The sequence below is a fragment of the Achromobacter marplatensis genome, assembly GCF_002209535.1.
In the GTDB taxonomy this organism is placed as follows: domain Bacteria; phylum Pseudomonadota; class Gammaproteobacteria; order Burkholderiales; family Burkholderiaceae_B; genus Achromobacter; species Achromobacter marplatensis.
Map to the genome: position 1 here is coordinate 1 of NZ_NJIG01000015.1, position 26,069 is coordinate 26,069.

The 26,069-nt window shown below is 63.7% G+C and carries 29 protein-coding genes; 16 read left to right on the forward strand and 13 right to left on the reverse strand.

What is annotated here, in order from left to right:
• The first annotated feature begins 333 nt into the window (after positions 1-333).
• Positions 334-792 (forward strand): SMI1/KNR4 family protein, encoded by a 459-nt coding sequence (locus CEY09_RS24980; protein ID WP_088590666.1) that lies wholly within the window; start codon positions 334-336, stop codon positions 790-792.
• Between the two features lie 185 nt (positions 793-977).
• Positions 978-1,274, forward strand: coding sequence for a toxin-antitoxin system YwqK family antitoxin (locus CEY09_RS24985; RefSeq protein ID WP_337360721.1), 297 nt, complete (start codon positions 978-980; stop codon positions 1,272-1,274).
• A gap of 404 nt (positions 1,275-1,678) precedes the next feature.
• Here CEY09_RS24985 and CEY09_RS24990 read toward each other — a convergent pair whose 3' ends face one another.
• A complete protein-coding gene (locus CEY09_RS24990) occupies positions 1,679-2,104 on the reverse strand; it encodes an organic hydroperoxide resistance protein (RefSeq protein WP_088590667.1) in 426 nt (141 codons plus the stop codon).
• Between the two features lie 291 nt (positions 2,105-2,395).
• Between CEY09_RS24990 and CEY09_RS24995 the strand changes: the two genes are divergently transcribed.
• From CEY09_RS24995 to CEY09_RS32620, 3 genes are all read left to right on the forward strand, one after another.
• The gene (locus tag CEY09_RS24995; RefSeq protein ID WP_088590668.1) at positions 2,396-3,157 is read left to right on the forward strand and encodes a 5'-methylthioadenosine/adenosylhomocysteine nucleosidase; all 762 of its coding nucleotides are present in this window, start codon (positions 2,396-2,398) and stop codon (positions 3,155-3,157) included.
• Between the two features lie 248 nt (positions 3,158-3,405).
• Positions 3,406-4,269 (forward strand): hypothetical protein, encoded by an 864-nt coding sequence (locus tag CEY09_RS32045; protein ID WP_143219580.1) that lies wholly within the window; start codon positions 3,406-3,408, stop codon positions 4,267-4,269.
• Positions 4,269-4,556, forward strand: coding sequence for a hypothetical protein (locus tag CEY09_RS32620; RefSeq protein ID WP_234818394.1), 288 nt, complete (start codon positions 4,269-4,271; stop codon positions 4,554-4,556). Before CEY09_RS32045 ends, CEY09_RS32620 begins: the two co-directional genes overlap by 1 nt.
• Positions 4,557-5,020: 464 nt before the next feature.
• Here the strand turns inward: CEY09_RS32620 and CEY09_RS25005 are convergent, their stop codons facing one another.
• Complete coding sequence (locus CEY09_RS25005) at positions 5,021-5,446, reverse strand: organic hydroperoxide resistance protein (protein WP_088590670.1); 426 nt, start codon at positions 5,444-5,446, stop codon at positions 5,021-5,023.
• Between the two features lie 291 nt (positions 5,447-5,737).
• Between CEY09_RS25005 and CEY09_RS25010 the strand changes: the two genes are divergently transcribed.
• Positions 5,738-6,499: a 5'-methylthioadenosine/adenosylhomocysteine nucleosidase gene (locus CEY09_RS25010; RefSeq protein WP_088590671.1), complete on the forward strand. Its 762-nt coding sequence runs from the start codon at positions 5,738-5,740 to the stop codon at positions 6,497-6,499.
• Here CEY09_RS25010 and CEY09_RS25015 read toward each other — a convergent pair.
• Genes CEY09_RS25015 through CEY09_RS32720 form a run of 4 tightly spaced genes read right to left on the reverse strand, consistent with a single transcriptional unit; the run spans position 6,488 to position 9,632 of the window.
• Entirely contained in the window at positions 6,488-7,387 is a 900-nt protein-coding gene (locus CEY09_RS25015; protein WP_088590672.1) for an SMP-30/gluconolactonase/LRE family protein, read from the reverse strand. The two genes, CEY09_RS25010 and CEY09_RS25015, sit on opposite strands and share 12 nt — an antisense overlap.
• Before the next feature lie 26 nt (positions 7,388-7,413).
• The gene (locus CEY09_RS25020; protein WP_088590673.1) at positions 7,414-8,730 is read right to left on the reverse strand and encodes a sensor histidine kinase; all 1,317 of its coding nucleotides are present in this window, start codon (positions 8,728-8,730) and stop codon (positions 7,414-7,416) included.
• On the reverse strand, positions 8,727-9,467 hold the full coding sequence (locus CEY09_RS25025; protein ID WP_088590674.1) for a response regulator: 741 nt from the start codon (positions 9,465-9,467) through the stop codon (positions 8,727-8,729). The genes CEY09_RS25020 and CEY09_RS25025 overlap by 4 nt, the downstream gene beginning before the upstream one ends.
• Before the next feature lie 36 nt (positions 9,468-9,503).
• The gene (locus CEY09_RS32720; protein WP_272938472.1) at positions 9,504-9,632 is read right to left on the reverse strand and encodes a hypothetical protein; all 129 of its coding nucleotides are present in this window, start codon (positions 9,630-9,632) and stop codon (positions 9,504-9,506) included.
• Positions 9,633-9,805: 173 nt separating this feature from the next.
• On the opposite strand from CEY09_RS32720, the gene CEY09_RS25030 reads away from it, so the two are divergent.
• Together CEY09_RS25030 and CEY09_RS25035 are read left to right on the forward strand one after the other, a co-directional pair.
• Positions 9,806-10,495, forward strand: coding sequence for a cytochrome c biogenesis CcdA family protein (locus CEY09_RS25030; protein WP_088590675.1), 690 nt, complete (start codon positions 9,806-9,808; stop codon positions 10,493-10,495).
• A 31-nt stretch (positions 10,496-10,526) separates the two neighbouring features.
• Complete coding sequence (locus CEY09_RS25035) at positions 10,527-11,063, forward strand: thioredoxin family protein (protein WP_088590676.1); 537 nt, start codon at positions 10,527-10,529, stop codon at positions 11,061-11,063.
• A 2-nt stretch (positions 11,064-11,065) separates the two neighbouring features.
• On the opposite strand, the gene CEY09_RS25040 is transcribed toward CEY09_RS25035, so the two are convergent.
• Positions 11,066-11,968 (reverse strand): LysR family transcriptional regulator, encoded by a 903-nt coding sequence (locus CEY09_RS25040; RefSeq protein ID WP_088590677.1) that lies wholly within the window; start codon positions 11,966-11,968, stop codon positions 11,066-11,068.
• 207 nt (positions 11,969-12,175) lie between these two features.
• Here CEY09_RS25040 and CEY09_RS25045 point away from each other — a divergent pair, with 207 nt between their 5' ends.
• Together CEY09_RS25045 and CEY09_RS25050 are read left to right on the forward strand one after the other, a co-directional pair.
• Complete coding sequence (locus CEY09_RS25045) at positions 12,176-13,132, forward strand: Bug family tripartite tricarboxylate transporter substrate binding protein (protein ID WP_088590678.1); 957 nt, start codon at positions 12,176-12,178, stop codon at positions 13,130-13,132.
• A gap of 64 nt (positions 13,133-13,196) precedes the next feature.
• The gene (locus CEY09_RS25050) at positions 13,197-14,387 is read left to right on the forward strand and encodes a serine hydrolase domain-containing protein (RefSeq protein ID WP_088590679.1); all 1,191 of its coding nucleotides are present in this window, start codon (positions 13,197-13,199) and stop codon (positions 14,385-14,387) included.
• Between the two features lie 9 nt (positions 14,388-14,396).
• Here CEY09_RS25050 and CEY09_RS25055 read toward each other — a convergent pair whose 3' ends face one another.
• The 4 genes from CEY09_RS25055 to CEY09_RS25070 all read right to left on the reverse strand — a co-directional run bounded on the left by CEY09_RS25055 (position 14,397) and on the right by CEY09_RS25070 (position 17,820).
• Positions 14,397-14,561, reverse strand: a complete 165-nt coding sequence (locus CEY09_RS25055) for a hypothetical protein (RefSeq protein WP_088590680.1) — start codon at positions 14,559-14,561, stop codon at positions 14,397-14,399.
• Between the two features lie 74 nt (positions 14,562-14,635).
• Positions 14,636-15,586 (reverse strand): PDR/VanB family oxidoreductase, encoded by a 951-nt coding sequence (locus CEY09_RS25060; protein WP_088590681.1) that lies wholly within the window; start codon positions 15,584-15,586, stop codon positions 14,636-14,638.
• Position 15,587: 1 nt separating this feature from the next.
• The gene (locus CEY09_RS25065) at positions 15,588-16,652 is read right to left on the reverse strand and encodes an aromatic ring-hydroxylating dioxygenase subunit alpha (RefSeq protein ID WP_088590682.1); all 1,065 of its coding nucleotides are present in this window, start codon (positions 16,650-16,652) and stop codon (positions 15,588-15,590) included.
• A 10-nt stretch (positions 16,653-16,662) separates the two neighbouring features.
• Positions 16,663-17,820 (reverse strand): ABC transporter substrate-binding protein, encoded by a 1,158-nt coding sequence (locus tag CEY09_RS25070; protein WP_234818395.1) that lies wholly within the window; start codon positions 17,818-17,820, stop codon positions 16,663-16,665.
• 79 nt (positions 17,821-17,899) lie between these two features.
• Between CEY09_RS25070 and CEY09_RS25075 the strand changes: the two genes are divergently transcribed.
• A complete protein-coding gene (locus tag CEY09_RS25075; RefSeq protein WP_234818396.1) occupies positions 17,900-18,850 on the forward strand; it encodes a LysR family transcriptional regulator in 951 nt (316 codons plus the stop codon).
• Here CEY09_RS25075 and CEY09_RS25080 read toward each other — a convergent pair.
• Both CEY09_RS25080 and CEY09_RS25085 read right to left on the reverse strand, forming a co-directional pair.
• Positions 18,847-20,268 carry a tetratricopeptide repeat protein gene (locus CEY09_RS25080; RefSeq protein WP_088590685.1) on the reverse strand — a complete coding sequence of 474 codons (1,422 nt, stop codon included), beginning with the start codon at positions 20,266-20,268 and terminating at the stop codon, positions 18,847-18,849. The genes CEY09_RS25075 and CEY09_RS25080 overlap by 4 nt on opposite strands.
• A gap of 82 nt (positions 20,269-20,350) precedes the next feature.
• Positions 20,351-21,178, reverse strand: a complete 828-nt coding sequence (locus CEY09_RS25085) for an alpha/beta hydrolase (protein ID WP_088590686.1) — start codon at positions 21,176-21,178, stop codon at positions 20,351-20,353.
• Between the two features lie 130 nt (positions 21,179-21,308).
• Between CEY09_RS25085 and CEY09_RS25090 the strand changes: the two genes are divergently transcribed.
• The 5 genes from CEY09_RS25090 (at position 21,309) to CEY09_RS25110 (ending at position 26,023) form a co-directional block, all read left to right on the forward strand.
• Complete coding sequence (locus CEY09_RS25090) at positions 21,309-21,752, forward strand: hypothetical protein (protein WP_088590687.1); 444 nt, start codon at positions 21,309-21,311, stop codon at positions 21,750-21,752.
• A 118-nt stretch (positions 21,753-21,870) separates the two neighbouring features.
• Entirely contained in the window at positions 21,871-22,572 is a 702-nt protein-coding gene (locus tag CEY09_RS25095; RefSeq protein WP_088590688.1) for a glutathione S-transferase N-terminal domain-containing protein, read from the forward strand.
• A 216-nt stretch (positions 22,573-22,788) separates the two neighbouring features.
• Positions 22,789-24,138, forward strand: coding sequence for a c-type cytochrome (locus tag CEY09_RS25100; protein WP_088590689.1), 1,350 nt, complete (start codon positions 22,789-22,791; stop codon positions 24,136-24,138).
• Positions 24,131-25,051 (forward strand): c-type cytochrome, encoded by a 921-nt coding sequence (locus CEY09_RS25105; RefSeq protein ID WP_088590690.1) that lies wholly within the window; start codon positions 24,131-24,133, stop codon positions 25,049-25,051. Before CEY09_RS25100 ends, CEY09_RS25105 begins: the two co-directional genes overlap by 8 nt.
• 45 nt (positions 25,052-25,096) lie before the next feature.
• On the forward strand, positions 25,097-26,023 hold the full coding sequence (locus CEY09_RS25110; protein WP_088590691.1) for a LysR family transcriptional regulator: 927 nt from the start codon (positions 25,097-25,099) through the stop codon (positions 26,021-26,023).
• The last annotated feature ends 46 nt before the right edge of the window (positions 26,024-26,069 follow it).

A 26,069-nucleotide genomic window follows, 5' to 3' on the forward strand; every position in this document is an offset into this window, starting at 1 on the left:
TACAACCAGTACCGCCCGCACGAATCGTTGGGTGGCCTCCCGCCGGTGCAATTCATGCCTCGGCTAACCTTCGCTCCGATCGTCTATCAACCAATGTCTACTTGACGGGGGTGCTTACGGGGAGATTATGGGAATTGCTGTTGAATTTAAGGATTCAGATTGCATTTTCGCACCAGTTGACCTCATCAACTCATCAGAAGTTCTCGCGGCAGCTGCATGGGTTTCTGTAGGACGGGCGGAGTTTTCGAAATGATCCGATTCTAAATAGGCAATATAACGATTCCCGGCGCGATTGGTGGAAGAGCCGGGTGACCGATTTTGAGTAGGATAAATATGACCGAATACGACCTATTGGTGCAGGCGGTAGAAGACGCGGGAAATGAGATTTTTTGGTTTGGGGGGGCTGGTAAAGCGCAGATTGAGCACCTTAAAAGTAGCTTGCGAACAAATCTTCCGCCTTCATTCGAACAATTTCTCGAGCATTACGGTGGAGGGGGGGTCATTGGTGCGGAGATCTCTGGAATAGAAAGCGGTGATGCGGGAATTCAATCGGGCGGTACGGTGTTGGGAGATACTCGAGAATGTCGAGCTAGATATCAATTGCCAGAAGGTTTGGTAGTGATCTATTTTCATGACGACGAGGTATGTTGGTGTCTCGATGCCCGCGAGAATGAAGGGGGTGAGTGGCCTGTGGTAAGTTATGACGTTTTTCGGCGTAAGGTTGATCGTAAAATTTCGCCGAATTTCTACTCATTTTTAAGGCAATATTTATTGTTGTATAGCCTGCCTTAATTTATTTAATGTTCAAATTGATTTAAGGTGTCAGGCTGCATTTTAATAATGTAGTCTGACACCTTATTTAGAGAAAGTACCGGAACGCAGCCACGTACTATTGCAATCCAGCGCTATGATCCAAAAACCGGCCTTCCGGTCGTGACAGAGCTGTATAACCCTAACGAATTCATGCCGTGGAAGAAATGATGGCTGATTTGAACATTGCCGAAATTTTTTATGAGTCAGGCCAAGTGCATTATCGCTACACGCGTTACATGGCGGACGATGGTTCGAGATGGTTGCGGCACGGTTTGTTCAGAGCTTACTATCCCGACGGAACCGTCGCGTCGGAAGGGCATTTTAGGAATGGCTTGGAGGATGGACCGTGGCGAGACTTCCATGCGAACGGACATGTTGCGGCGGAAGGAGTCTATGAAGAAGGAAAGGAAGTTGGGACCTGGAAGTTCTGGAACGAAGATGGCTCTATCACCACCCGTTGACGCTATAAGCTAAGATTTATCTAAAAATTAAGATACCGTCTTGCCCGTCAAGCGTTTAGACGGGAATCTAAGGTGTCAGGCTGAGCTAGCCAGAGCAGCAATACCTCCTGCTGCCCATAGGACCCATTACCTCGGGTGAAGCCATGGAATGCTTGTTCGCTAAGGTTGACGACACGCCTTCTCGCCTGTCCAACGGGTGATGGCCGCGACCTTGTTGACCCTCTCGTCGTGCCTGCTTAGGTCAATGCCCGCCCAAGCGGCAGAGGGATCAGCCTACGCGGCGGCCCTGAGGTTTGTCGAGGAATAGCAGGTCCGGATTTAGGAACATAAGATTTCAGACTGCATTTTTGAAGCCGCTGTATCCCAGATGGGGCGGTAGCAAAGCCACCGCCTCAATCCCGCCCTCAAACCATCTCAAACTGCACGTCCACGTTGTCCTTGATCGCGCGCGAGTACGGGCACATCTGATGCGCGGCTTCCACCAGCACCCGCTTCTCCTCCCCGCTCAGCCCCGGTAGCGACACCGCCAGCACGACCCCCAGTGCAAAATTCGCCCCGCCGTCGACCTTGCCCAGTGACACGCTGGCATCAATTGCCACGTCCTTCGGAACGGCGATGCCATTCGCGGCTCCCGCGCGTTTCATTGCTCCCATGAAGCAGGCGGAATACCCCACGGCAAACAGTTGTTCCGGATTCGTGCCCGGCTTGCCGGATCCGGGCGGGCTCAGTTGCACGTCCAGCGCGCCGTCGCTGCTGCGGCCCGTGCCGTCGCGGCCGCTGGTAGTGTGGGTGTTGGCGGTGTAGAGGACTTCTTCAAGTTTCTTGGCCATGATGGCTCCCGGTGATGCCGCGGCGTTACCGCGGGGTTGGAATGGAGCCTGCATTGCAACAAGTGCCTGTATCCGGTGTGTGTCGCCCGGGCAGTCGCACAGCATTGCCGTGTATCACCCGGCTGGTTGGATACGTTGGGGTACAGAACGCCGTACATCGCACACCCCACACCGGACGAGGAACGCCACTCACAGAATGCACAACGCCGCTTATTGGTGTCCTCACGCCGTTTAAAGTATGTTCCCCCTGCGCGGCAGTCAGCCGTGTCGCCAGACATCTCAAAGGACACCATGGAACGTCTCGCCATCCTCGGCGCCTTGCACGAAGGAATCGCCGATCTGCTGGCGGCAATGGACCCGGGCGCGACGATTCACCGCATCGCCATGCGCGATTTTCACGTGGGCACGTTGTGGGGCACGCCGTGCGTCATCGCGCTCAGCCGCATCGGCAAGGTGGCGGCGGCAGCGACGGCGTCTATCGTCATCCGGGAGTTCCAGGTGTCGAAGGTGATCTTCACGGGGCTGGCGGGCGGTCTGCATGCGGAGGTGGACGTGGGCGACGTGGTGGTGGCCAATACCTTGATGCAGCACGACATGGACGCCCGGCCGCTGTTCGGCCAGCACGAGATCCCCTTGTTGGGCCGGGTGCAGTTCGAGTCGGATGCCGCCCTGAGCAAACTGCTACACGACAGCGCCCAGGACTTCGTCCGGCGCTACGGGCCAGCGGGCGATACCGCGGGCGCCACGCTTACGCAGCCCAAGGTCCACGCGGGGCTGATCGCGACCGGCGACATCTTCGTCAGCCACAATGACGAGGCCCAGGCGTTGCGCAAGCGCTTGCCTGATGCGCTGTGCGTCGAGATGGAAGGCGCGGCGATGGCGCAGGTTTGCTATGAATTCGGCATTTCGTTTGCGGTGATGCGCGTGATCTCGGACCGCGCCGACCACGCCGCCAAGACCGACTTCACGGCGTTTCTGGAGAAGGTGGCGCGGGTCTACACGGCGGGCATCTTGGCGCCCCTATTGAAGTCGGGCGCGCTGTCAGCCGCCTGAGACGGGATTGGCGACGCGGTACAACGCGCCAAGGTAACCGTCGACCTCGCTGTCGTTCGATTTAAAGCGATTTAAAGTGTCAGACTGCATTTTCATTCTGTTGAAAATGCAGTCTGACACTTTCAATTCACTCAACGGTCGAAGATCAAATTCGTCGTGAAGTGGTTAGGGATGCTTTCCGCGAACTGGAACTCTCCGAGGGACGGTTGGTACCCGTGGGAGGGCCAGCGAGACCCGCCCCGAGAGGCGTGTCTGGGCAGTTTGAAATGGTGAGAAATGGAAATTGGGATGCTGCTCTGAACGTTGCTTCGGATCCATTTGGTCTGCTGGGTGACATGACCTCGCTGAAGCAGGATCTCAATCAATTGACCAACATGCGAGCAGAGCGTCAAATAGAGGCGTGGCGCACTGCTATGGCAGACGCTGGGATGAAGAGTGTGCCTAGTTACTCCGATGCGCTTGTAGCTGGACCAGACGGTGTCGGAAGAACTGTGCGAGATTATGTTGCTACGGCTGAGAATCTTCGGCAAGCCTACGAGGGATTTGTTCGTGATAATAGGTTGAAAGAGATGTGGGGCAATAATTATGCCTCACTTCGGATTGGAAAATCTCAAATGACTCCTTTGGAGTTTGAGAAAAGGGTTCTGGATATTCAGCAGCGTTCTGTTGATGGGTCTTATGAGAGAGGAACGGAGCTTCTTGCTTCTGGTGAGTTGAGAGCCAAGCCTAATGAGCGATCGTTAAAGCTGGGTATATTTATAGACGATCGCGTCCGGGCTGCACTACGAAATTTTGCGAAATCAGAGGGTTTGGTTGATAATTCTGCATCCATGATATGGGCAGTAAACAGACGACTCAAAGATGATTCATCTTCTGTTTATGGAATTCCGGATAATAGAATTGGAGCGAGTTTGTATTCGGATACGACGGTGGCGTTGAAAGGGGCGTATTCGCCACAGATCCAGAATTGGTACTCTATTAGACCAGGTAATATACTGATCATTCGGCCGTCAGTAATGCCGGGCCCAGTGTCTGGCTCGACTGGCTCCTACGCGGTACCGCGCCCCGCACTTGAATCGTATAGGCCAATAAGAAACGGTAAAGGTATGTGATGTCACTCCGAGAAAATTTATTAAATTTCAGCGGCGCACTGGCTGATGCGACATCAGCTCCCGATGGCTATGATTTTCCGGATCTAATAAATTTCGAATCTAATATGAAAGATCTTGAAGAGTTGTGGGCAGAAATCGCGCCAAGATTAGTGCGCGATCGGGACAAAATTGAATTTATTAGTGAGAAATTGACTGAGTTGAAGGTGGAATTTTTAGCGGGAAATAAAGAAAGAGGGGTGCGGGCGGTAATGGATATATATAATTTGGATGTGAGGAAGCTTTGCTAGAAATTAAGGTGCCAGAAAATAAGATGCCGTCTTGCCCGTCAAGGGTGTTGATAAGGTGTCAGACTGCATTTTCGACCACGCGGGAATTCAATGGGCACTTTTTTCGCATCCATTTAAATTGGCCTACGTGATCAGAGCTTGACCGCCTAGCCGGAGCAGCAATACCTCCTGCTGCCCATAGGACCCATTACCTCGGGTGAAGCCATGGAATGCTTGTTCGCTAAGGTTGACGACACGCCTTCTCGCCTGTCCAACGGGTGATGGCCGCGACCTTGTTGACCCTCTCGTCGTGCCTGCTTAGGTCAATGCCCGCCCAAGCGGCAGAGGGATCAGCCTACGCGGCGGCCCTGAGGTTTGTCGAGGAATAGCAGGTCCGGATTTAGGAACATAAGATTTCAGACTGCATTTTTGAAGCCGCTGTATCCCAGATGGGGCGGTAGCAAAGCCACCGCCCCATCCCGCCCTCAAATCACCTCAAACCGCACGTCCACGTTGTCCTTGATCGCGCGCGAATACGGGCACATCTGGTGCGCTGCTTCCACCAGCACCCGCTTCTCCTCCCCGCTCAGCCCCGGTAGCGACACCGCCAGCACGACCCCCAGTGCAAAATTCGCCCCGCCGTCGACCTTGCCCAGTGACACACTGGCATCAATTGCCACGTCCTTCGGAACGGCGATGCCATTCGCGGCGCCCGCGCGTTTCATTGCTCCCATGAAGCAGGCGGAATACCCCACGGCAAACAGTTGTTCCGGATTTGTGCCCGGCTTGCCGGATCCGGGCGGGCTCAGTTGCACGTCCAGCGCGCCGTCGCTGCTGCGGCCCGTGCCGTCGCGGCCGCTGGTGGTGTGGGTGTTGGCGGTGTAGAGGACTTCTTCAAGTTTCTTGGCCATGATGGCTCCCGGTGATGCCGCGGCGTGACCGCGAAGGTGGAATGGAGCCTGCATTGCAACAAGTGCCTGTATCCGGTGTGTGTCGCCTGGGTAGCGGCACTGCATTGCCGTGTATCACCAGGCCCGTTGGATACGTTGGGGTACAGAGCACCGCAGATCGCGCACTCCACACAGAACGAAGAACGCAACACATAGAACGCACATCACCGCCTGTTGATACCCAGACGCCGTTTAAAGTATGTTCCCCCTGCGCGGCAGTCAGCCGTGTCGCCAGACATCTCAAAGGACACCATGGAACGTCTCGCCATCCTTGGCGCGTTGCACGAAGAAATCGCCGACCTGCTGGCGGCGATGGACCCGGGCGCGACGATTCACCGTATCGCCATGCGCGATTTTCACGTGGGTACGTTGTGGGGCACGCCGTGCGTCATCGCGCTCAGCCGTATCGGCAAGGTGGCGGCAGCTGCGACGGCGTCTATCGTCATCCGGGAGTTCCAGGTGTCGCAGGTGATCTTCACGGGGTTGGCGGGCGGCCTGCATGCGGATGTGGACGTGGGCGACGTGGTGGTGGCCAATACCTTGATGCAGCACGACATGGACGCCCGGCCGCTGTTCGGCCAGCATGAGATCCCCTTGTTGGGCCGGGTGCAGTTCGAGTCGGATGCCGCCCTGAGCAAGCTGTTGCACGACAGCGCCCAGGACTTCGTCCGGCGGTACGGGGCAGCGGGCGATCCCGCGGGCGCCACGCTTGCGCAGCCCAAGGTCCATGCGGGGTTGATCGCGACCGGCGACATCTTCGTCAGCCACAATGACGAGGCCCAGGCATTGCGCAAGCGCTTGCCTGATGCGCTGTGCGTCGAGATGGAAGGCGCGGCGATGGCGCAGGTCTGCTATGAGTTCGGCATTCCGTTTGCGGTGATGCGCGTGATTTCCGATCGCGCCGACCATGCCGCCAAGACCGACTTCACGGCATTTCTGGAGAAGGTGGCGCGGGTCTATACGGCGGGCATCTTGGCGCCCCTATTGAAGTCGGGCGCGCTGTCAGCCGCCTGATACCGGATTGGCGACGCGGTACAACGCCCCAAGGTAGCCATCGACCTCGCTGTCGTTGGCGATGGTGCCTTCCACGAACTTTTCATCGGGCGTCAAGGCCAGGTTCGCGTGATGTTGGCCGAGCAGGTCCACCCGCGCCAGCAGTTTGCCGTCCGGTGCGAACACGGCGAAACCGCCTCCGTGATACAGGCTGACGAAGAGCCGGCCTTGCCGGTCGATGCGGACGCCGTCCGGCGTATGGCGCGGATTGACACCATCGGCCAGCACGGTATCCAGCGCCAGGAATTCCTGTTTGTGGGACAGGGTGCCCCCGGCGCCGACATCAAACCGGAAGAGGCGGTCGGTGCTGCTTTCTGCCACATACAGCGTCTTGCCGTCGGGCGAGACCACCAATCCGTTGGCGTTGTGGATACCGCCGGCGACTTCATGCGGCAGTTCGCCCGGCGCCAGATAGTAGACCTTGCCCAGCGTGTCGCCCTCGTCGCCCGATGCGGTGAAGTAGATGCCGCCGCGCCCGTCCGACGCCAGATCGTTGGGCAGGACAAAGGGGCGTTCCGCATCGTCGTGGTCATAGACGGCGAGGGTGTCTCCCGTTTGGCTGATGCGCACGATGGTGCCGTTGTCGTAGCCCGCCACCAGCAGGTCTTCCCCGTCCTGGACCAAGCCGTTGGCGCCGCTGCCGGCCTGCCGCCAGACTTGCCGGGGCTGCTTGTCCTCCAGGCGGTAGACGGCCGACCGGCCGTAGTCCACGTAATAGAGCGTCGAGCCGACGAAGATAGTGCCTTCGGCAAATTGCTGCCCGGTTGACAGGATTTCAACCGTGCTGACGGGCGCTGCGCCCGCCGTGGATGCCGCTACCAGTAGAGCGATGGCGAAGAGGCGTTTCATGGGAAGCTCCTGGGGCGGGGTCGCCGCTAGCGGGCGATGCGCAGTTCAACGGATAGGCCGCCGCCGTCGCGGGGGCTCAGGATCAGCTTCGCACCCAGGACCTCGGCCAATTGCTGCGCAATGGCCAGCCCCAGGCCGGTGCCGCCCGTGTCGCGGTTGCGAGAGCTTTCCAGGCGATAGAAAGGCTGCAGCACGGCGTCCAGTTCATGCGCGGGAATGCCAGGCCCCCGGTCCAGCACGAAGATCGACACGGGACCGCCTTCGGCAGCGTCGACACGGACTTCTGCCGCACCCGCGAACTTCAGGGCGTTGTCGATCAGATTGCCCAGCACGCGGCGCAAGGCGTGTGGACGGGTCGACAGCGGCCCGGCACTGTTGCCCGACAGGCTGACCGTCTTGCCGGTGTCCTGGTAGTCATAGACCAGGCTTTCCAGAAACGCGGCCAGCTCCACGCGCACGGGCGTTTCCACCTTGCCGTGGGCACTGCGCGCGTAGTCGATGCCTTCGCGCACCAGGCGCTCCACTTCGTTCAGGTCTTGCGCCAGCTTGTCGCGGTCGACCGAAGCGTCCATGAATTCCGTGCGCAGCTTCATGCGGGTGATCGGCGTCTGCAGATCATGCGAGATGGCGCCCAGTATCTGCATGCGTTCGGCCACGTGGGCCGCGATGCGCGTTTGCATGGCGTTGAAGGCGACTGCGGCGTTTGCCACTTCGGCGGGGCCGTGTTCGCTAAGCAGGGGACTCTTGGCATTCGGATCCAGCGCTTCGGCGGCGCGCGCCAACCGCGTCAGCGGACGCACCGCCAGGCGCACGGCCAGCCAGGCGCAGCCGATCAGCAGCAGCAGTTGCACCGCCAGCACGACGCCCAGCCATGGCGCGGGGCGCATTGACGACAGATGGATGTCCAGGATCACGGGCTGCCCATCGGACAAGACGACGCGCGCCTGGATATGGCGGGGGTCGTCCCCCATGGCCCGTATCGTCGCCGGGCGAGCGTTGCCCAGCGCTGCCTGGATGGATTGCGCGACGCTGCGGGCGGCATCCAGCTCAAGCGGCTGGTCGGCGTCGCCGTTGCCCAGGCGGTATTCGCGGTTGCCGCTGGACAGGCGGGGTAGCCAGGCGGGGCGCTCCGCGGCGGGCAGGCGGTCCAGGATGTCCATGGCGATGGCGACGTCGCGTTCCAGGTCGCCCAGCATCATGGTTTTGGTGGTGCTGTAGCGTTCATAGAACAGCGACGCGAAAGACAGGCCATACGCCAGCAGCAGGCCGACGAGGAAGATCAGGAACAGGCGCGCGACCAGCGTGCCCGGCCAGGGGAAGCGGCGCGGGGTGGCGGTGGTCACTGATCGGGTTCCGAGACGTCGACAGCGGCCGAGAACACATAGCCTTCGCTGCGCACGGTCTTGATGTACATCGGTTCGCGTGCGTCTTCGCGCAGGCGCTGGCGCAGGCGGCTGACCAGCAGGTCGATGGAGCGTCCGAAGAAGTCGGCGTCGCGACCTTGCGTCAGGTTCAGCAGCTGGTCGCGGTTCAGCACGCGTTGCGGATGGTCCAGGAATACGCGCAGCAGCCGGTATTCGGCGCCGCTGAGCGACACGATGGTGCCGTCAGCATCCAGCAAATGGCGCGCGGTGGTGTCCAGCCGCCAGTTGCCGAACGCGATCTCGCGGCCGGGCTCGGTCACCTGGAAGTTGGGCGGCAGCATGCGCGTGCGGCGCAGGATCGCCTTGATGCGCGCCAGCAGTTCGCGCGCCACGAAGGGTTTGACCAGGTAGTCGTCGGCGCCCATTTCCAGGCCGAGGACACGGTCCATGTCGTCGCTGCGCGCCGTCAGCAGCAGGATGGGGATGCGGCGGTGCTTGCCGCTGCGCAACTCGCGGCACAGCACCAGGCCGTCGTCGCCGGGCATCATGATGTCCAGCACGATGAGGTCGACGGACAGGCTTTCCAGCAGCGACCGCATCTGCCGGCCGTCCGCCGCCAGCGTGACGGTCAAGCCGTTCTTCTTCAGGAAATTGCCGGCCAGTTCGCGGATTTCGCGATCGTCGTCGACGATCATGACGTGATCAACGTGATCCATCGGAGGATGCCTTTTCAGGGTGGGAGGGCGTGGCGCTCATGATACCGGGGGCAGGGGATCCCGACGCGGGCGGGAATTGGCGATCAGCTGGCACTGGAATGGCTTGGCGGCTTCGGCGGTAAAGCCGCCGAAAAGCAGCAACAGGACGGCAAGAAAACGTTTCATCGGAGGGGCTCCACAGACTGCGATGAACGGTTTATAGCGCCGCCCGAGCCGGGATGTGTGTCGTACTGTATACGCGCGGGCGACGGATACATAAGCAGGAAAAACGACGCTAAACCGGCACAAGCCGGATACGTGTCGCGGGTGCAATGGGGCCTCTTTCCAAAGGACACCCCATGGACCTGATCAACACCCCCATCGCCCTCCTGGCCGGCATGCTGACCATCGCGTCGCCGTGCGTGCTGCCCTTGTTGCCGGTGCTGCTAGGCACCTCGCTGGAACGCTCCGACCGGATGCGTCCCTTTTTTGTCGTGTTCGGTTTCGTGCTGGCGTTCGCTGGCCTGGGCATCGCGCTCAGCCTGCTGTCCAACCTAAATGCCTCGGTGCATGAAGCCGTGCGGTCCACCTCGGTTGCGTTGCTGGCGTTGTTCGGGCTGGTGCGGATCTGGCCGCAACCCTATGACCGCCTGATCGCCCGCTTTGGCGGGCCGTTGCAGCAGCTGGCGTTCAGCGCCGGCGGGGCCGGCAGCGGGAATGCGGGCGGCTTTCTGCTGGGGCTGTCGCTGGGCGCCGTGTGGACGCCCTGCGCGGGCCCCGTGCTGGCGTCGATCCTGGTGCTGGCCGCCAAGGCGCAGGACCTGACGCAATCCAGCACCTTGCTGCTGGTGTTCGCCATCGGCGCCGGCATTCCCATGCTGGCCATCGCCTATGGCGGCCAAGCCATCGCCGCCCGGGTACGCGGGCTGTCGCGCTACACGCATCGCTTGCAACAGGGCTTCGGCGTGCTGCTGGTCCTGACCGCGGCCGCCATCTATTTCCAGTACGACATCCTGGCCTACGCCTGGATCAGCAACCTTTTCAACTGACCTTTCTCCCCTGACCCCAAGGAGTCCGACCATGTTTGCTTCCATGAAGAAGATCGCGCTGGGCGCGTTGCTGGCTACGTCGCTGGCGGCGTCGGTGGTGCCGGGCGCTGCGCGGGCTGCTGGCACGCCTGTTCCCGCGCCTGAATTCACCGGTATCGAAAACTGGCTCAATAGCCCTCCGCTGACGTTGGCGTCGCAACGTGGCAAGGTCGTGCTGGTGGATTTCTGGACCTACACCTGCATCAATTGCATCCGCACGCTGCCGTACGTCACCAGCTGGCATCAGAAGTACAAGGACCAGGGCCTGGTCGTGGTGGGCGTGCACACGCCGGAGTTCCCGTTCGAGCGTTCGACGCCCAACGTCCAGAAGGCGCTGGAACGCTTCAAGATCACGTACCCGGTGGCGCAGGACAACCGTTATGCCACTTGGGAGGCCTATCGCAACCAGTACTGGCCGGCGGTCTATCTGATCGACAAGCAAGGCCAGATCGTCTATCGCCATTTTGGCGAAGGCAACTATGCCGAGACCGAGGCCGAGATCCAGCGCCTGCTGGCGCAGCCGGGCTAGGCCTAGCCCGCCATCTGCGCCGCGCACCAGTCGCGGATTTTTTCCAGCGCGGGCGGTGGCGTCTTGCCGTCCAGCGTCACGAACATGAATTCCGAACTCAGCGATAGCGGCGGCGACAGGTGCAGTAGCACCAGTTCGCCGCGGTCCAGCAGGGTGCGCGCCACCTGCAGCACGCCGAAGAACACGGCGTCCGTGCGGCGCACCACTTCCACCAGGGCGTTCACATCGTTCGATTGATATTGGATCGCATCGTAGAAATGCGTGCGGTTGCCGAAGTATTCATTCAAGCGGTGGATCACGTCATTGCTCATCGCGCGGCCGCTGGCCGCCAGCGGGTACTTGCGCAGTTCGGCGAAGCTGAGCGCGCGGCGGTGCTCCAGCGGATGCCCCGCACGGCAGACGAAGCCCAACGGGGTGCGCGGGAACAGGTCCAGGTTCAGGTCGTCGTCCGGCGGGACCTGGCTACGGTGCAGGATCAGCGCGTCGACGGCGCCTTCGCGCAGTTCCTGCAGTTGCATGTCGGCGGTGCCACCGCTGAGTTGTACCTTGATGGCGGGGTAGCGCTGCATCATGTGCTGCAGCAGATGCACGGACAGCATCGCCGTCGGGGCAGGGCCCAGGCCCAGGCGCAGGGTGCCGGCTTCGACGTTCGCCAGGATCTTGGCGCTGCGCCGCAGTTCGGCCAGCTCGACCCGCACCCGCCGCGCGCGGGCCAGCGCCAATTCGCCCAGGGCAGTCAGCGTCTTGTTCTTGCCGCGCTCCAGCAGCGGCCCGCCCAGTTCCTCTTCCAGCGCCTGGATGCTGCGGCTAAGCGCGGGCTGGGTCAGGTGCAGCTTGTCGGCGGCGCGGCTGAAAGACTGGGTTTCGACGACGGCCAGGAAGTGGTCCAACTGCTGAAGATTCATGCGGCCTGCCAGAATTATTCATTTTGATTATGGAAGGTAAGCTGATTATGCATTGGACGGCAATTAGTGGCGATCCTAAGATCGCTGCTCATCCGTCGCATTCCGACACCCGCCATTCAGTGAGCCGCCATGGTCCCGACGCTGTCATCCCGTTTTGCTGCCCCGGCCGTTTCGATCGGCCATCTGCGGGGGGCGCTCTGCAGATTCATGGTGGCGGCAGGCCTGAGCGCCGCCGTGGCCGCCCCGGTATGGGCACAGGCGAGCTTTCCGGCCAAGCCGGTTTCCGTGGTGGTGCCGGTGTCGGCCGGCGGCGCGGCGGACGCCCTGGCGCGCGCCTGGGCCAGCTATGTGTCCAAGGCGATCGGCGGCACGGTAATCGTTGAGAACAAGCCGGGCGCCAACGGCAGCATTGCCGCCGCCTTCGTCGCCAAGCAGCCCGCGGACGGTTATTCGCTGTTGTTCGGCAGCACGTCGAACATGTCCTTGAACCCGTTCTCGTACAAGACCCTGGCCTACAACCCGGTGCGTGACTTTGACCCGGTGACGATGATTGCCGGCACGTCGCAGGTGCTGGTGACGAATCCGGCCAGCGGCATCAAGAGCGTCCAGGACCTGGTCAAGGTGGCCAAGAGCAAGCCCGGCGTCTTGAATTACGGCTCGGCCGGGATGGGCAATTCGACGCATTTGAACGTGGCCTTCCTGGCGCAGCATTTCGGGCTGGACATGTCGCATGTGCCTTACAAGGGGGCGGCGCCCGCCATGATGGACCTGGTGGGCGGGCAGATCGATCTGACGGCGGATGCGCTCTCGGGGGCGATTCCGCAAATCAAGACGGGCAAGGCGGTGCCGCTGGTGGTCTTCGGCAGCCAACGCGTGGCCGAGCTGCCCGATGTGCCGACGATCTATGAAGTGGGCGCCACCGATTTTCCCAGCGACGGCTGGTACGGCCTGATGGCTCCCAAAGGGACGCCGCCCGCCGTGCTTGCGCGGCTGACCGAGGCCACGCAGAAGTTCTGGGCCGACCCCGACGCGCGGGCGCAGATGGCGCAGATCTACATGCTGCCGCCGGCCGAATTTGGCGGGCAGGCCGTGACGCAAGCCATGCAGCGCGAATCCGCGACCTGGGGGCCGATCATCAAGCGGCTGGGCATCCAGAACGATTGATCCCCGTCTCATCCCTTCAGCACCGCTGCATCGCCGGCGGGACGCCACGCATCGAGCCTTGCCCATGACCGACTTGTCTTTTCCTTCCGCCGCCGCAGCCATCGCCCGGCCCGCCGTCCATCTGCCCCGCAGCGAAGACTTCCTGCTTTGGCCGCCGTGCCTGCAGGCTTATGGCTACCGCATCGTCGACCAGTTGTTCGCTACCCGCAGCGTGGCGCGTGGCCCGGCGACGCGTGAGTTGGAGCGCGGCCCCGAAGCGCGCGTGCAGTACGAGTCCGATGGCGTGCAGCGCGGCCTGCCGGAATTCATGGACCGCAACAACGTGGCCGGGCTATTGGCGATGCGCGCCGGGCGCGTGGTGCTGGAACGCTACGGCCTGGGCCTGCAGCCGCACGACCGCTGGTCCACGATGTCCACCATCAAGTCGGTGACGTCGCTGCTGGTGGGCGCGGCCGTGCAGGACGGCGCTATCCACAGCATCGACGACCCCGTCACGCGGTACCTGCCCGCTATGCAGGGCTGCGCCTACGACCAGGTGACCGTGCGGCACCTGATGACGATGTCATCGGGCATGGAATGGACCGAGGACTACACGGACAAGCAATCGGATGTGAACCGCTACAGCAAGTCGCTGGCGGACAAGGTGCCGGGCGGCGTGCTGGCATTGCTGCGCGCGTGCCCGCGGCTGCATGCGCCGGGCGCGGTGTGGCACTACAACACGGGCGACACCTATCTGCTGGGCGCGCTGCTTTCGGCGGCCACCGGCATGACGCTGGCCGACTACCTGTCGCAGAAGATCTGGCAGCCCTACGGGATGGAGTTCGACGCCTTCTACACGCTGGAATCCGAAAACGGCCAGGAGATCGGCGGCAGCCGCGCCGGCATGACCTTGCGGGATCTGGGCCGGGTGGGCCAGTTCGTGCTGGACGACGGCGTGATCGGCGGCAAGCGAGTGCTGCCCGAAGGCTGGATCGACCAGGCCGGCGCCGTGGCCCATGCGGTGCCCGAAGCCTTCCATTCCGCCAGCCGCCAGGCGCTGGGGCTGACGGCGTATGGCTATAGCTGGTGGCTGCGCGATGACGGCGCGATGATGGCGATGGGCCATTCCGGCCAGCGCATCTACATTGACCGCCGCCACGCGCTGGTGGTGGTGCAGCTGGCAGCCTACCCGGAACCGCGCTACGCCAGCGCGAACGAACCGGATCGCGACGCGGAGCTGAACAGCGTGATCGCGGCAATCCGGGACGGGGCTTGATCAGATGGCCTAGCGGCCGGTATCCGGGTAATTGGGCCCGGCATCGTGGAAGCCGCCGCTGCTGTAGGGATTGACGGCGCCCGGGTGGGGCGGGCCCCCGTTGCCAGAGGCGCAGCCGCCAAGCAGGAAAGCGGCGGCAAGCAGGGCGATCAGGTGCTTGAACGGGGAATTCATGACGGTCTCTCCTGCGGCTGCCCCTCAGCAGGCGCGTAGCGTGCAGCGTATGAAGACGATTATAGGGCGCAGCGCTAGATGTCCAACTCCAGCGTGCCGCAGCCGCGGGATACACAAACCATCATGCTGCGGTTGCCGGCGCGCTCCTCATCGCTCAGCACATAGTCGCGGTGATCTACCTTGCCGGACAGCACGCCCGCTTCACAGCTGCGGCAAAGCCCTTCGCGGCAGGCATGCGGCCAGGCGACGCCAGCTGCCTCCAGCACATTCAGCACCGATTCTCCGGCGGGTACCGCGTAGCGCCCGCCGCTTCGGGCCAGCACGACGGTGAACGCCGAATCGCGGGCGTCGGCATGCGCTGCAGGTGCGGAAAAGCGTTCAACATGCAGCTTCTCTTCGGGTATGCGCTGGCGTTCGCAGGCCCACGCGACCGCATCCATCAAGGGCCCGGGCCCGCAGCAATAGACATGGGAAGCCATCTGCAGGGTATTGGACAGATGCTTGTCCAGATCGCAACGCGCGCCGCTTTGCTCGTCGTCGAAGTGCAAGTGGACGCGATCGCCGTAGGCGGCTAGCTCGCTCAGGAAAGCAGCGTGCTTGCGGCTTCGCGCGCAGTACAGCAGCGTCCAGGGTTCCCGTCGTTGTTCGCAGGCGAGGATCATGCTGAGGATGGGAGTGATGCCGATGCCGCCCGCAATGAAATGGTGTGCGGCGGCCGGCGCGTGCAGTCCGAAAAGCTGGCGCGGGACGCCGACGTTCAGCACGTCGCCTTCGCGCAACGCCTCGTGGATATGGCGCGACCCCCCACGCGAATCGGCGGCTAGTCCGACGGCCAGCCGGTAGGCGCCCCGATCGGCTGGATCGCCGCACAACGAATATTGCCGAATAAGGCCGTTGCCCAGATCCACGTCGACGTGGGCGCCCGCGGCATAGGCGGGCAGGTCGGCGGCGTCGGGGCTGCGCAGTTCCAATCCCCGCACGCCGTCGGCCTCACGCGTAATGCGGGTGATGATCAGCGGCAACATGTCAGGCCACGTCCCGTGACGGAGAAATCGGAATGACGGCGGGCTGCTGCTGCTCTTGCTCCAGCCGCCGTGACACGGCCCAGCGGAATTGCGACAGCGCGGCGTCGATGGACAGCGGCACCATCTTGAAGTCCGGCGCCAGCGACAAGGAGCGTTGCTGCGCGGTGATGATGTCGCGGTCTTCGTCGAACGCGGCGACTACGCTTTGATGAATGGACGCGGTCACCTCGGGCTGATCGATCGCGAAATTGTGCGGGTGCGCGAAGAAATAGTGGGTCGAGTTTTCCGTTTCCGGTGTCAATGCCTGACAGCCTCGGAATTCGGCGGCATCCACGCGTCTGCCTTCCTGCGCGCCGGTGCCGGTGGGCGCCATGCCGGAATCCATCAGCAGGATGCCGGGAATGGTGAAGTTGTAGATGTTCCAGCGGTCGACCCGGCCGGGCCACTGCTTGACCTTGGTGGCGAACGCGGGCGCCTCCGTGTCGATGGTCCAGCGTGTGATGCGCACGCCGTCGGCCAGCCGCTCCACCTTGGGCGACACCGCCGCGTAGTCTTCGCTGCCGCCAAGCGTTGTGGGGTGGACGAACGGCAGATGCGAGAAGTCCAGCAGGTTGTCGGCGATCAGCAGGTAGTTGACGTCATAGTGAATGTAGCCGTCCTGGCTGCACCAGTCGGGATGGTCCAGCCACTGCGTGTCCGGAATCAGCGACCTGTCGGCGCGCTCCGGGTCGCCCATCCAGATCCAGATCCAGCGGTGCCGTTCTTCGACGGGAAAGGTCCGCACGCGGGCCTGCGGCGGGATGCGGGGCTGGGCGGGCGCTTCCACGCACGCGCCGGTCGCGTCGAATTTCAGGCCGTGGTACAGGCAGCGCACGCAGTCGCCTTCGCGCCGCCCCACGGACAGCGGTGCGCCGCGGTGGCAGCAGCGGTCCTCCAACGCCACCAACCGGCCGGCGCTATCTCGATACATCAGCACCGGGACGCCGATGATGGTGCGCGAGAACAGGCCTTCGTCGCCGACTTCGTTATCCCAGGCGGCCACATACCAGGTGTTTTTGACGAACATGATCCTGCTCCTATTGCACGTAGCGCCAAGCGCCGTTCTTGATCTGGACCATGACGGCGGCGCGCGCGTCGTATCCGACGTGGTCGTTGGGCGACATGGTGGATACGCCTTGCGACGTCACGACGTCGCGCGTGCCCTCCAGCGCGTCCCGCAAAGCGGACCTGAATTCGGCGGTGCCGGGCTTTGCCGTGCCCATTGCGGTCTTCAACGCATGTTGGAGCACGATGCTGGCATCCCAGGCATTGGCGGCGAAGACCGACATGGAATCCTTGCCGTAGGCGGCCTCGTAGCGTTGAGTCAGGTCGGTGGCGACCGCGCGGATCGGGTTGGCGGGGTCCAGCTGACTGGCGACCACCACCGGGCCGACGGCGAAGACCGCGCCTTCGGCATCCTTGCCGGCGATGCGCAGGAACTCGCGGTTGGCGATGCCATAGGTTTGATAGATCCCCCCTTGATAGCCGCGTTCGCGTAGCGACTTCTGGGGCAGGGCGCCGGGCGTACCGGAGGCCGCCACCAACACGGCGTCAGGGCGTGCGCCCAGCAGTTTCAAGGTCTGCGCGGTGACGCTGGTGTCGGTTTTCACGTAACGCTCTGCCGCCACCACCTTGATGCCGGCGGGTTCGGCTTGCGCGCGCGTTTCAGCCAACCAGCTATCGCCATAGGCATCTGCAAAGCCGATGTAGCCCAACGTCTTGACGCCTTGGGCTTTCATGTGGGCAAGCGTGGCGGCGACCATGAGGTTTTCGTTCTGGATGGCCTTGAACACCCAGCGCCGTTGCGGGTCCATCGGCTCTACGATCTTGACGCTGGCAGCCAGGCTGAGCAGCGGCACCTGCTTTTCCAGCGCGATGGGCACCAGCGCCAAGGTCGAAGGCGTAACCGAGGTGCCCAGGATCACGTCCACCTTGTGTTCGTCGACCAGGCGGCGAAAGGCGCGGGAGGCTTGGGTCGTATCGGAGGCATCGTCCAGGACGATGTAGCGGATCGCCTCGCCGGCGAGTTCGCGGGGCAGCAGGTCGATGGCATTTTTCGCCGGCACGCCCAGCGACGCCGCGGGTCCGGTCAGGGATAGGACGACGCCGACGTTGATGTCGGCGATAGCGGGGCTACAGGAAAGCAGGGCGCAGGAAAACAGCGCCCCTGAGATGAGGCGATTTTGGGGTTTCAAGATTTGTCTCCTTGTCGGAACGCCGATCTGCGCGGCGCTTGACAGCAAGATAGGCAGACGCCGAATATGCGTCAATGTCATGGGTCTAATACTGGAAATGCACGTCATGCATAACGAGAAGTTCGACCTGAATCTGCTGGCGGTTTTCGACAGCCTGCTGCGCGAACGCAGCGTGACGCGCGCGGGCGAACAGCTGGGCCTGTCGCAAAGCGCCATGAGCCACGCAGTCAACCGGCTTCGGTCGTTTTTCGACGACCCGTTGTTCGTGAAGACGGGGCAGGGCATGCAACCCACCCCTAAATCAGAAAGCCTGGCGCCGACCGTGCTGGACCTGATGGCGACGATCAGGGCGCAGGTGCTGTCTCAGGCGCAGTTCGACCCTGCGGTCGCCAGACGCGCTTTCACGCTGTGCATGACCGACATGGGCGAGCTGGTCTTCCTGCCGCCCCTGATCAAGCGCCTGCGCAAGCTGGCGCCGCATTGCACGCTGCGGTCCAGGCAGGTGCCCGTGGCGCAGATCGAACCCCTGCTGGCATCCGGGGAAGTCGATTTGGTGCTGGGGTCGCTGCGGGCCGCGCCGTCCGGCTTGTTCCAGCAGCAGCTGTTCATGCACAAGTTCGTCACGTTGGTCAGCGTCAAGAACACAGAGGTAGGGGACACGATGACGCTGGAGCAGTTCCAGCGGATGCCGCAGATCGTCGTGACGCTGGCGGGAAGGTCGTCCGAAGCCTACGACAGCGCGATTGAAGAGCAGGGGATCAAACGCAACATCTACCTGTCGACGCCGCATTTCCTGGTGGTGCCGCTGCTGATCGACCAGCACCCTGACCTGATCGCGACCGTGCCTCAGGAATTGGGCAACGTGTTCGCCGGCTACGGATCGGTCCGGGTGCTTGAACCCCCGATGCCGTTGCCGTCCTTCGCGTTGCGGCAGCATTGGCATCCGCGCTTTCATCAAGATCCCGCCATCGTCTGGCTACGGGAATTGGTGAAAGAGACCTTCGATACGTATCCGGTGATCCCGGACTAACCGGACTTGCCCGTGCCGTCGCGGGAAGCGGCTGCCTGGGTTTTCGGTTTGGTCCACGGCCGATCGCAGCGCTGCCGATAGCCTTCCACGGCCGGGGAACTCGTCGGCTGGAAGTATGGATGCGGATATCCCGCCTGGCGCATCGCGTCGTACATGCGCCGGCCCCACACGCATTGCGCTTGCGCTTGGTCCCACAGCCGCGCGGCCCGTTCCGGCTGGCCGTTCCGCCATAGCGTCAGGCCATAGTCGGCCACGATTTCTTCGTTGCGCGGAATGTCGCGGTAGGACTCGTGAATCAGGCGCAGGCCTTCGTCGGTGTCGCCCCGAAGCGCTAGGATCCAGCCCAGCGTTCCCTGGTTGTACGGGTTTGCGCCCGTGCGGCGGATGGACTCGCGCACCTGGGCTTCGGCCTGCGGCAAAAAGTCGGGAAAGTCCGCCAGGTAGTAGGCGATTTCGTTGGCCAGGTCCGGGTCGTCGGGCTGCCGTGCGCGGCCGCGCTTGGCTTGGCGTTGCTGCAGCACCTGCGTGTCAGCCAGTGCAAGTTCCGGCATGCCCAGCAGGCGTTCCAGGTTCAGGCGGTCTTGCAGCACGGCCTTGGTGGGGCGTTTGAGCGATTCCGGGAAGCGCCACTGGCGGGCGCGCTGGACCCATTGCCGGGCCTGGTCTTGCTGGCCGACCATCAACAGCAGGTGGGCAAGGTCCAGTTGTTGTTGCGGGGTGTCGGCGCAGCGCATGGCGCTGATCAATTGCTGGGCGCCGTCCACGTCCTTCTGCGCGAACTTGAGATTGATGGCGTCCAGTTCGGCAAAGCACGCCGCGTTGTCGGTGACTGCGCCGTCGATCGACAGGGACAAGGGGCTGGCGGGCATGTCATGGCTGAAGTAGGCCGTGGCGCCCTGGCGGGTGGTGTAGCCCAGGTCGACCCACTGTTCGCCCCAGCGTTGGCGCAGCGTCAGGATGTAGGGCCAGGCAGGCAGCGGCGTGTTGTCGCCACTGGAATTCAGTTGGAAGAAATGGCCCCACGCACCGTCGCCGACGCGACGGATCAGCGTGAAGTCCGCGGCGGCGTGCGGCTGCTCGGTCCAGACCCAGGCGGTGCGGCCCTGCGCGTCGGTGACGCCGTGCAGGATCCCGTCGTTGCTGGGGGTGTTCTGGATCGCGTCGGTCTTGCCGGTCAGGAACAGGCGGTACGGTGTGTTGGGGGCGGGCGCAATGGACCGGCTGTTGGGCAAGGCGAGCGTCAGGCTGCGGCCGTGCGTGCCCACGCCATATTGCGGCATACCGGCAGGCGGCGACGTCGAACGGACGGCGGATTTCTCAGGCGGGGTGGTGTCGGCGGCGTGGGCGCCGGGCGCCAGCAGCCACAGGGCGGCGGCGAACACGAGCGGGGTGATCGGGGTGTGCTGCAAAGGCGTCATGGGGACTGCTTGGGGGGCCGCGGGAAGGTTCGCGTGGCCGGATTGTGCACGACAACGCGAGCCGGGGCGAATCCGCCTGCCGCTATCGACGCAGCTGTGCCTCGATGAACGTGTGGATCGCGCGTGTCTCGTCGTTGTCGGCGCCCACGTCGGCATTGATCTGGGCGTGGTTGCGCGCAATGCCCACCAGTTCCGCTTGGCCGCCGTGCGCTTTCAGCAGATCGGCATAGCGCTGCGATCGGCGGCAGGGATCGGGGCGCAGCGTGGAACACACGAAGAGGGCGGGAGGCTGCGGGCCACGCAGTTGCGCGGCCGGTGATGCCGCCGCCCATTGCGCGGGGTCGGCGCCAAAGGCCTCGTCATAGAAGGGGGCGTGCGTGCGGGGCATGACGTCCAGCAGGTCGAAACCCGCGCCGTCCAGGACGACGCTGGCCAGCCAGGGCCGCGCGCCGGTGCGTTGCCGCATGGGCTCATCGGCGGCCAGCAGCGCCAGCAAGTGGCCGCCGGACGAATGCCCCATGACGATGAGCCGGTCCGGGTCGGCGCCCCAGGTGTGGGCGCGTTGGCCGATCCATGCCAATGCGCGGCCCAGGTCTTCGGCCTGCGCTTCGGGGCGTGCCTGCGGCATTAATCGCGTGTTGACCGACACGATGACATAGCCTTGCGGCAGCCAGTAGGCCAACTTGTTCTGGACGACCTCGGGCGCGGCCTTGTCGCCGTTCTTCCACGAACCGCCATGGACGACGACGAGCACCGGGGCGCCGCCGGGGACGGGAGTTTCGGGCAGATAGACGTCGGCGATCTGGGCGGCATCCGGCCCGTAGCGCTGGTCCATCAGCGGGGCGGCCGATGCCGGCCCCAGCAGGGCGGCGGTCAGGAGCAAGGCTGGCAGCAGGCGGGGCGCAAGCATGGACGTCCGGGGCAGGAGAGGGGGCTGCTTACTGTAGCGCGGGACGGGCGCCCGTGGCGTGGGCTGCGCCCGGGGCCGGCCTGTGGCATGCTGCGGCCGATCTTCAACCCGCGCGACGCGCCTTTCCGCAATGCGAACCTTCCTGCTACGTGTGTGTGACCTGCTGCTGCTGGCCGCCGCCGCGGCGTCTTTCGGCGCCTGCCTGACCTCGATCCTGACGACCGACGCCTACGGCTGGGTGGTCCCCGACGCCCCATACGTGTACGGGCCGCGCGACTTCTACGCTGACGCCGTCATGGCAGGCCTGGCCGGGCTGATCGCACTGATGCTGGCCGAACGCTTCCAGGCGGTGCGCCGGTCGCTGGCCGGGCGGCTGGCGGCGACCCTGGCCGCCGCGCTCATCGCCCTCTACCTGGCGCCGCCCGCGCCGGTGGTGTTCGGCAATACCTGGGCGCCGGGCGAGGCGACGCGCGAGCTGTTCCTGGCGCAGTGGCACCTGGTGCTGCCCCTCGCACTGGCCGTGGTGGCGTTCAGGGCGGTATTTTGGCGGTTGTGCGCCCGGCGCGCGGGCTAGGACAGCTTGCGTTCGGCCCGGTCGGCAACCCGGGAATGTCGCGGAATTTCCCGTATTTGCGCTAGGATTACCGCGCAAATTCCCGCTGCAGTTTCCGCTCCCCTGGAGAACCCCTCGCATGACCTCCCTTGATTCGTTTGCCATCACCAAGAAGTGGCCCGCCGCGCATCCCGACCGTATCCAGCTGTATTCGCTGCCCACGCCCAACGGCGTGAAGGTGTCGATCCTGCTGGAAGAGCTGGGTCTGCCCTACGAGCCGCACCGCGTCAGTTTCGATACGCAGGACCAGTTTTCGCCTGAATTCCTGTCGCTCAGCCCGAACAACAAGATTCCGGCCATCCTGGATCCCAATGGCCCGGACGGCAAGCCGCTGGCGCTGTTCGAATCCGGCGCCATCCTGGTCTATCTGGCCAGCAAGACGGGCCAGTTCATCCCGGCGGATACGGCGGGGCGCTACGAAACGCTGCAGTGGGTCATGTTCCAGATGGGCGGCATCGGCCCCATGTTCGGCCAGCTGGGCTTCTTCCATCGGTTCGCCGGCAAGGAATACGAAGACAAGCGCCCGCGCGACCGCTATGTAGCCGAATCCAAGCGCCTCTTGGGCGTGCTGGACCAGCGCCTGGAAGGCCGCGACTGGGTCATGGGCGATGAATACACCATTGCCGACATCGCCATCCTGCCCTGGGTGCGCAACCTGGTCGGCTTCTACGAGGCCGGCGAACTGGTCGGGTTCTCGCAGTTCAAGAACGTGGCCCGCGTGCTGGAAGCCTTTGTGGCGCGTCCGGCCGTGGTGAAGGGCCTGACGATTCCGGCTGCCTGACGGCATGTGGATGGCTGCGGCCGCCTGATCCGGCGGCCGCAGCATGGCCCTTTCCGGGCCGCCTGATGCGGGTTTGCGAGAGATCAAACAAGCCCGCAGAAGTTATGCTTTTCGGTCATAAGCTTATTACCGAAAGGCGTAAGCTTCCTCCATAAGCTGGACAGGCCGTACGAACTCCCCGACGTGCACGCTGCCCAGCGGATACGGAGGGTAGTAATGAGGAAATTCGGGATCAAGGCGGTGGTCGGCCTGCTGGTGGCCGCGGGCCTGGCAATCGGCGGCGCGCAGCTGCTGACCGCGAATCGCAAGGTGGACACGGCCGCATCGGTCGACATCCAGGACCGGCGGCTGATCGAGGCCGGCGCCTACATCGCGCGCACGGGCGATTGCGTGGCCTGTCACAGCGTGCCCGGCGGCAAGCCCTTCGCGGGCGGCCTGGCGATGCAGACGCCGGTAGGCACGATCTATTCGTCGAACATCTCGCCTGACAAGCAGTCGGGCATCGGCAACTACGATTACGCTGATTTCAAGAACGCGGTGCAGCTTGGCATCCGCAAAGACGGCACGCCCCTGTACCCGGCCATGCCGTACCCGTCGTACGCCATCATGCCGGACGCGGACATCCAGGCGCTGTATGCGTACTTCATGTCGCAGGTCGAACCCGTCAGCCAGCCCAGCGCCGATTCCACGATCCCCTGGCCGCTGAACATGCGCTGGCCCATGGCCTGGTGGCAACTGCTGTTCGCCGGCAAGCGCGACTTCGCGGCACCGGCCGGCGCCGATGAAAAGCTGGTGCGCGGCGCCTACCTGGTGGAAGGCCCCGGCCACTGCGGCGCCTGCCATACCCCGCGCGGCCTGGCCTATCAGGAAAAGGCGCTGTCGCTGGCCGACGGCGACGCCTTCCTGTCGGGCGCCGTCATCGACGGCTGGCGCGCCAAGAGCCTGCGCGGCGAAGCGCAAGGCCTGCAATCATGGAGCGCGGAAGAAATCGTGATGTTCCTGAAGACGGGGCGCACCGACCGTGTCGCCGCGTTTGGCGCGATGGCCGATGTGGTCGAGCACAGCACGCGCTACTTCACGGACGGCGACCTGGCCAGCATCGCGGCCTATCTGAAGCAGTTGCCTCCGGTCGCGGGCAAGCTTGCGGCGTTCCCGCCCAAGGCCGACACCACCACCGCGGCCTTGCGCGACGGCCGCTACGATTCGCGCGGCGCGGTCATCTACATGGAGCAATGTGTGGTCTGCCATCGGGCGGACGGGCAGGGCATGCCGCGCATTTTCCCCGCGCTGGCGGGCAATTCGGCGGTGTATGCGCAGAACCCGCAGTCCATCATCCAGATCACGCTGGAAGGCGGCAAGATGCCGGCCAACGAGACGGACGCGATGGCGTTCGCCATGCCCGGCTTCAGGCACTTGAGCAACCAGGACGTCACCGACGTCATCAATTTCATCCGCACGGCGTGGACGAACCAGGCGCCGCCGATCGCCGACAACGATGTCGCGCATATTCGCGATTTCCTGGCCAGCAAGAAGCCCAACATCGTCGCCGGAGGCAAGCATGAGTAAGCACACCCGAATCGCCACGCTGTTGGCGCTTGCCGTCGCCGCCGGCAGTTGGATGGCCGCAAGCGCGGCGCCCGATACGCCGGCGCCGGGCGCGCAGGCCGGCGCCCGCAACACGTACGCGGTGATCGACAAGGACGGCAAACGCCTGCCCGACTACACGATCCCGTCGGATACGCAGATCGCCGGCGAACCGAACGCGGACCAGATCAACTACGGCAAGCGCCTCTTGAACGAAACCCGCCGCCTGCTGCCGCAGAACACGGGCGCCAGCATGAACTGCAACAGCTGCCACGTGCAGGAAGGCAAGAAGCCGATGGGGGCGCCGTACATCAATACGGTCAACACCTTCCCGCAGTTCAACCCGCGCGCGAACCGCGTGGTGTCGCTGGAAGACCGCATCAACGGCTGCTTCATGCGGTCGATGAACGGCAAGCCGCTAGAGAAGGATTCTGCCGAAATGAAGGCGATGATTGCCTACATGAAGTGGCTGGCCCAAGACGTGCCGCATGGCGCAAAGGTGCAGATCGAAAACGCCTGGCCGATCGATACCAAGCTTGTGCCTGATCCGGTGCGGGGCAAGGGCCTGTATGCGGCGCAGTGCGCGTCCTGCCACGGCGCCAATGGCGAAGGCAAGAAGGACCGCGCGGGCGACATCGTGTTCCCGCCGTTGTGGGGCGACGAATCGTTCAACATCGGGGCCGGTCTCGCGCGCACGTACAAGGCTGCGGCATTCATCCGCAACAGCATGCCGATGGGCGTGAACACGCACGGCAACTGGGGCGAGGGCGACGTGCTGTCCGACCAGGACGCCGTGGACGTGGCCGAATACTTCACCCACATGCCGCGTCCGGACTTCGCCGGCAAGGAGAAGGATTTCCCCAACGGCAAGAAACCCAAGGACTCGCGCTACTGAGCTTCTACAATCGGCCCTGTCATTCTTCCAGGAACCAGGGTCGCCATGGAACTGCGCCAGTTGCGTTACTTCGTCCGCGTCGTCGAGGCGGGCAGCATCGGCCGGGCGGCCATGTCCCTGGGCATGGTCACCTCGGCCCTCAGCCAGCAGATCAGCAGGCTGGAAGGTGAACTCTCGACCCGGCTGCTGCAGCGCAGCGCCAGTGGCGTCGTGCCGACGGACGCGGGGCTGGCGTTTTTCCGGCAGGCCCAGCTGGCCCTGCGCCACGCCGACGATGCGGTGACGGCCGCCCAGCAGGCGCGGCTGGCCGGGCACGTCAGCGTCGGCCTGCCATCCACCACGGCGGCCATTCTGGGCGCACCGTTCCTGCAAGCCATGAACGAGCGCTATCCCGACATTCGCCTGCACCTGGTCGAGGCGCTGTCGGGCCACCTTGCCGACATGCTCAACGGCCGCTTGCTGGACCTGGCCATCGTGTTTCACGCCGAGTCCGCGCGGCGCTGGAGCATCATGCCGCTCCTGGACGAACCGCTGTACCTCTGTGCCCGGCGCGACATGCCGGGCGTGCCCGACGCCGACACGACGCGGCTGGACGCCATTGCGCATCTGCCGCTGGTGCTGCCCAGCGGCCGGCACGGCTTGCGCGCGCTGGTCAACAACGCGTTCCAGCAAATGGGGCAGACGCCGCGCGTGGTGGCTGAAGTCGATGGCCTGTCGTTGCTGATGGACGTGGTGCAGCTGGGCAACGCCGCCACGATCCAGCCCAGTTCGGCCACGGCTCGCATTGCGCCCGGCCAGCTGCACATGGCGCGCATTGAAGATGCCCACCTGTTCCGCCCCAATCTGCTGGCCAGCCTGTCCGACGACGAGCTGTCACCTGCCGGTTTGGCTGCGCGCCTGGTGCTGGCGGATGTGTCGCGCACGCTGGCACGCGACGGCAAGTGGGCGGTGGTGGCCCTTCACGAATCGTGAACACCCATTGACGCCCGGCTGATATCGCAAGCGCCACCCGCTGGGT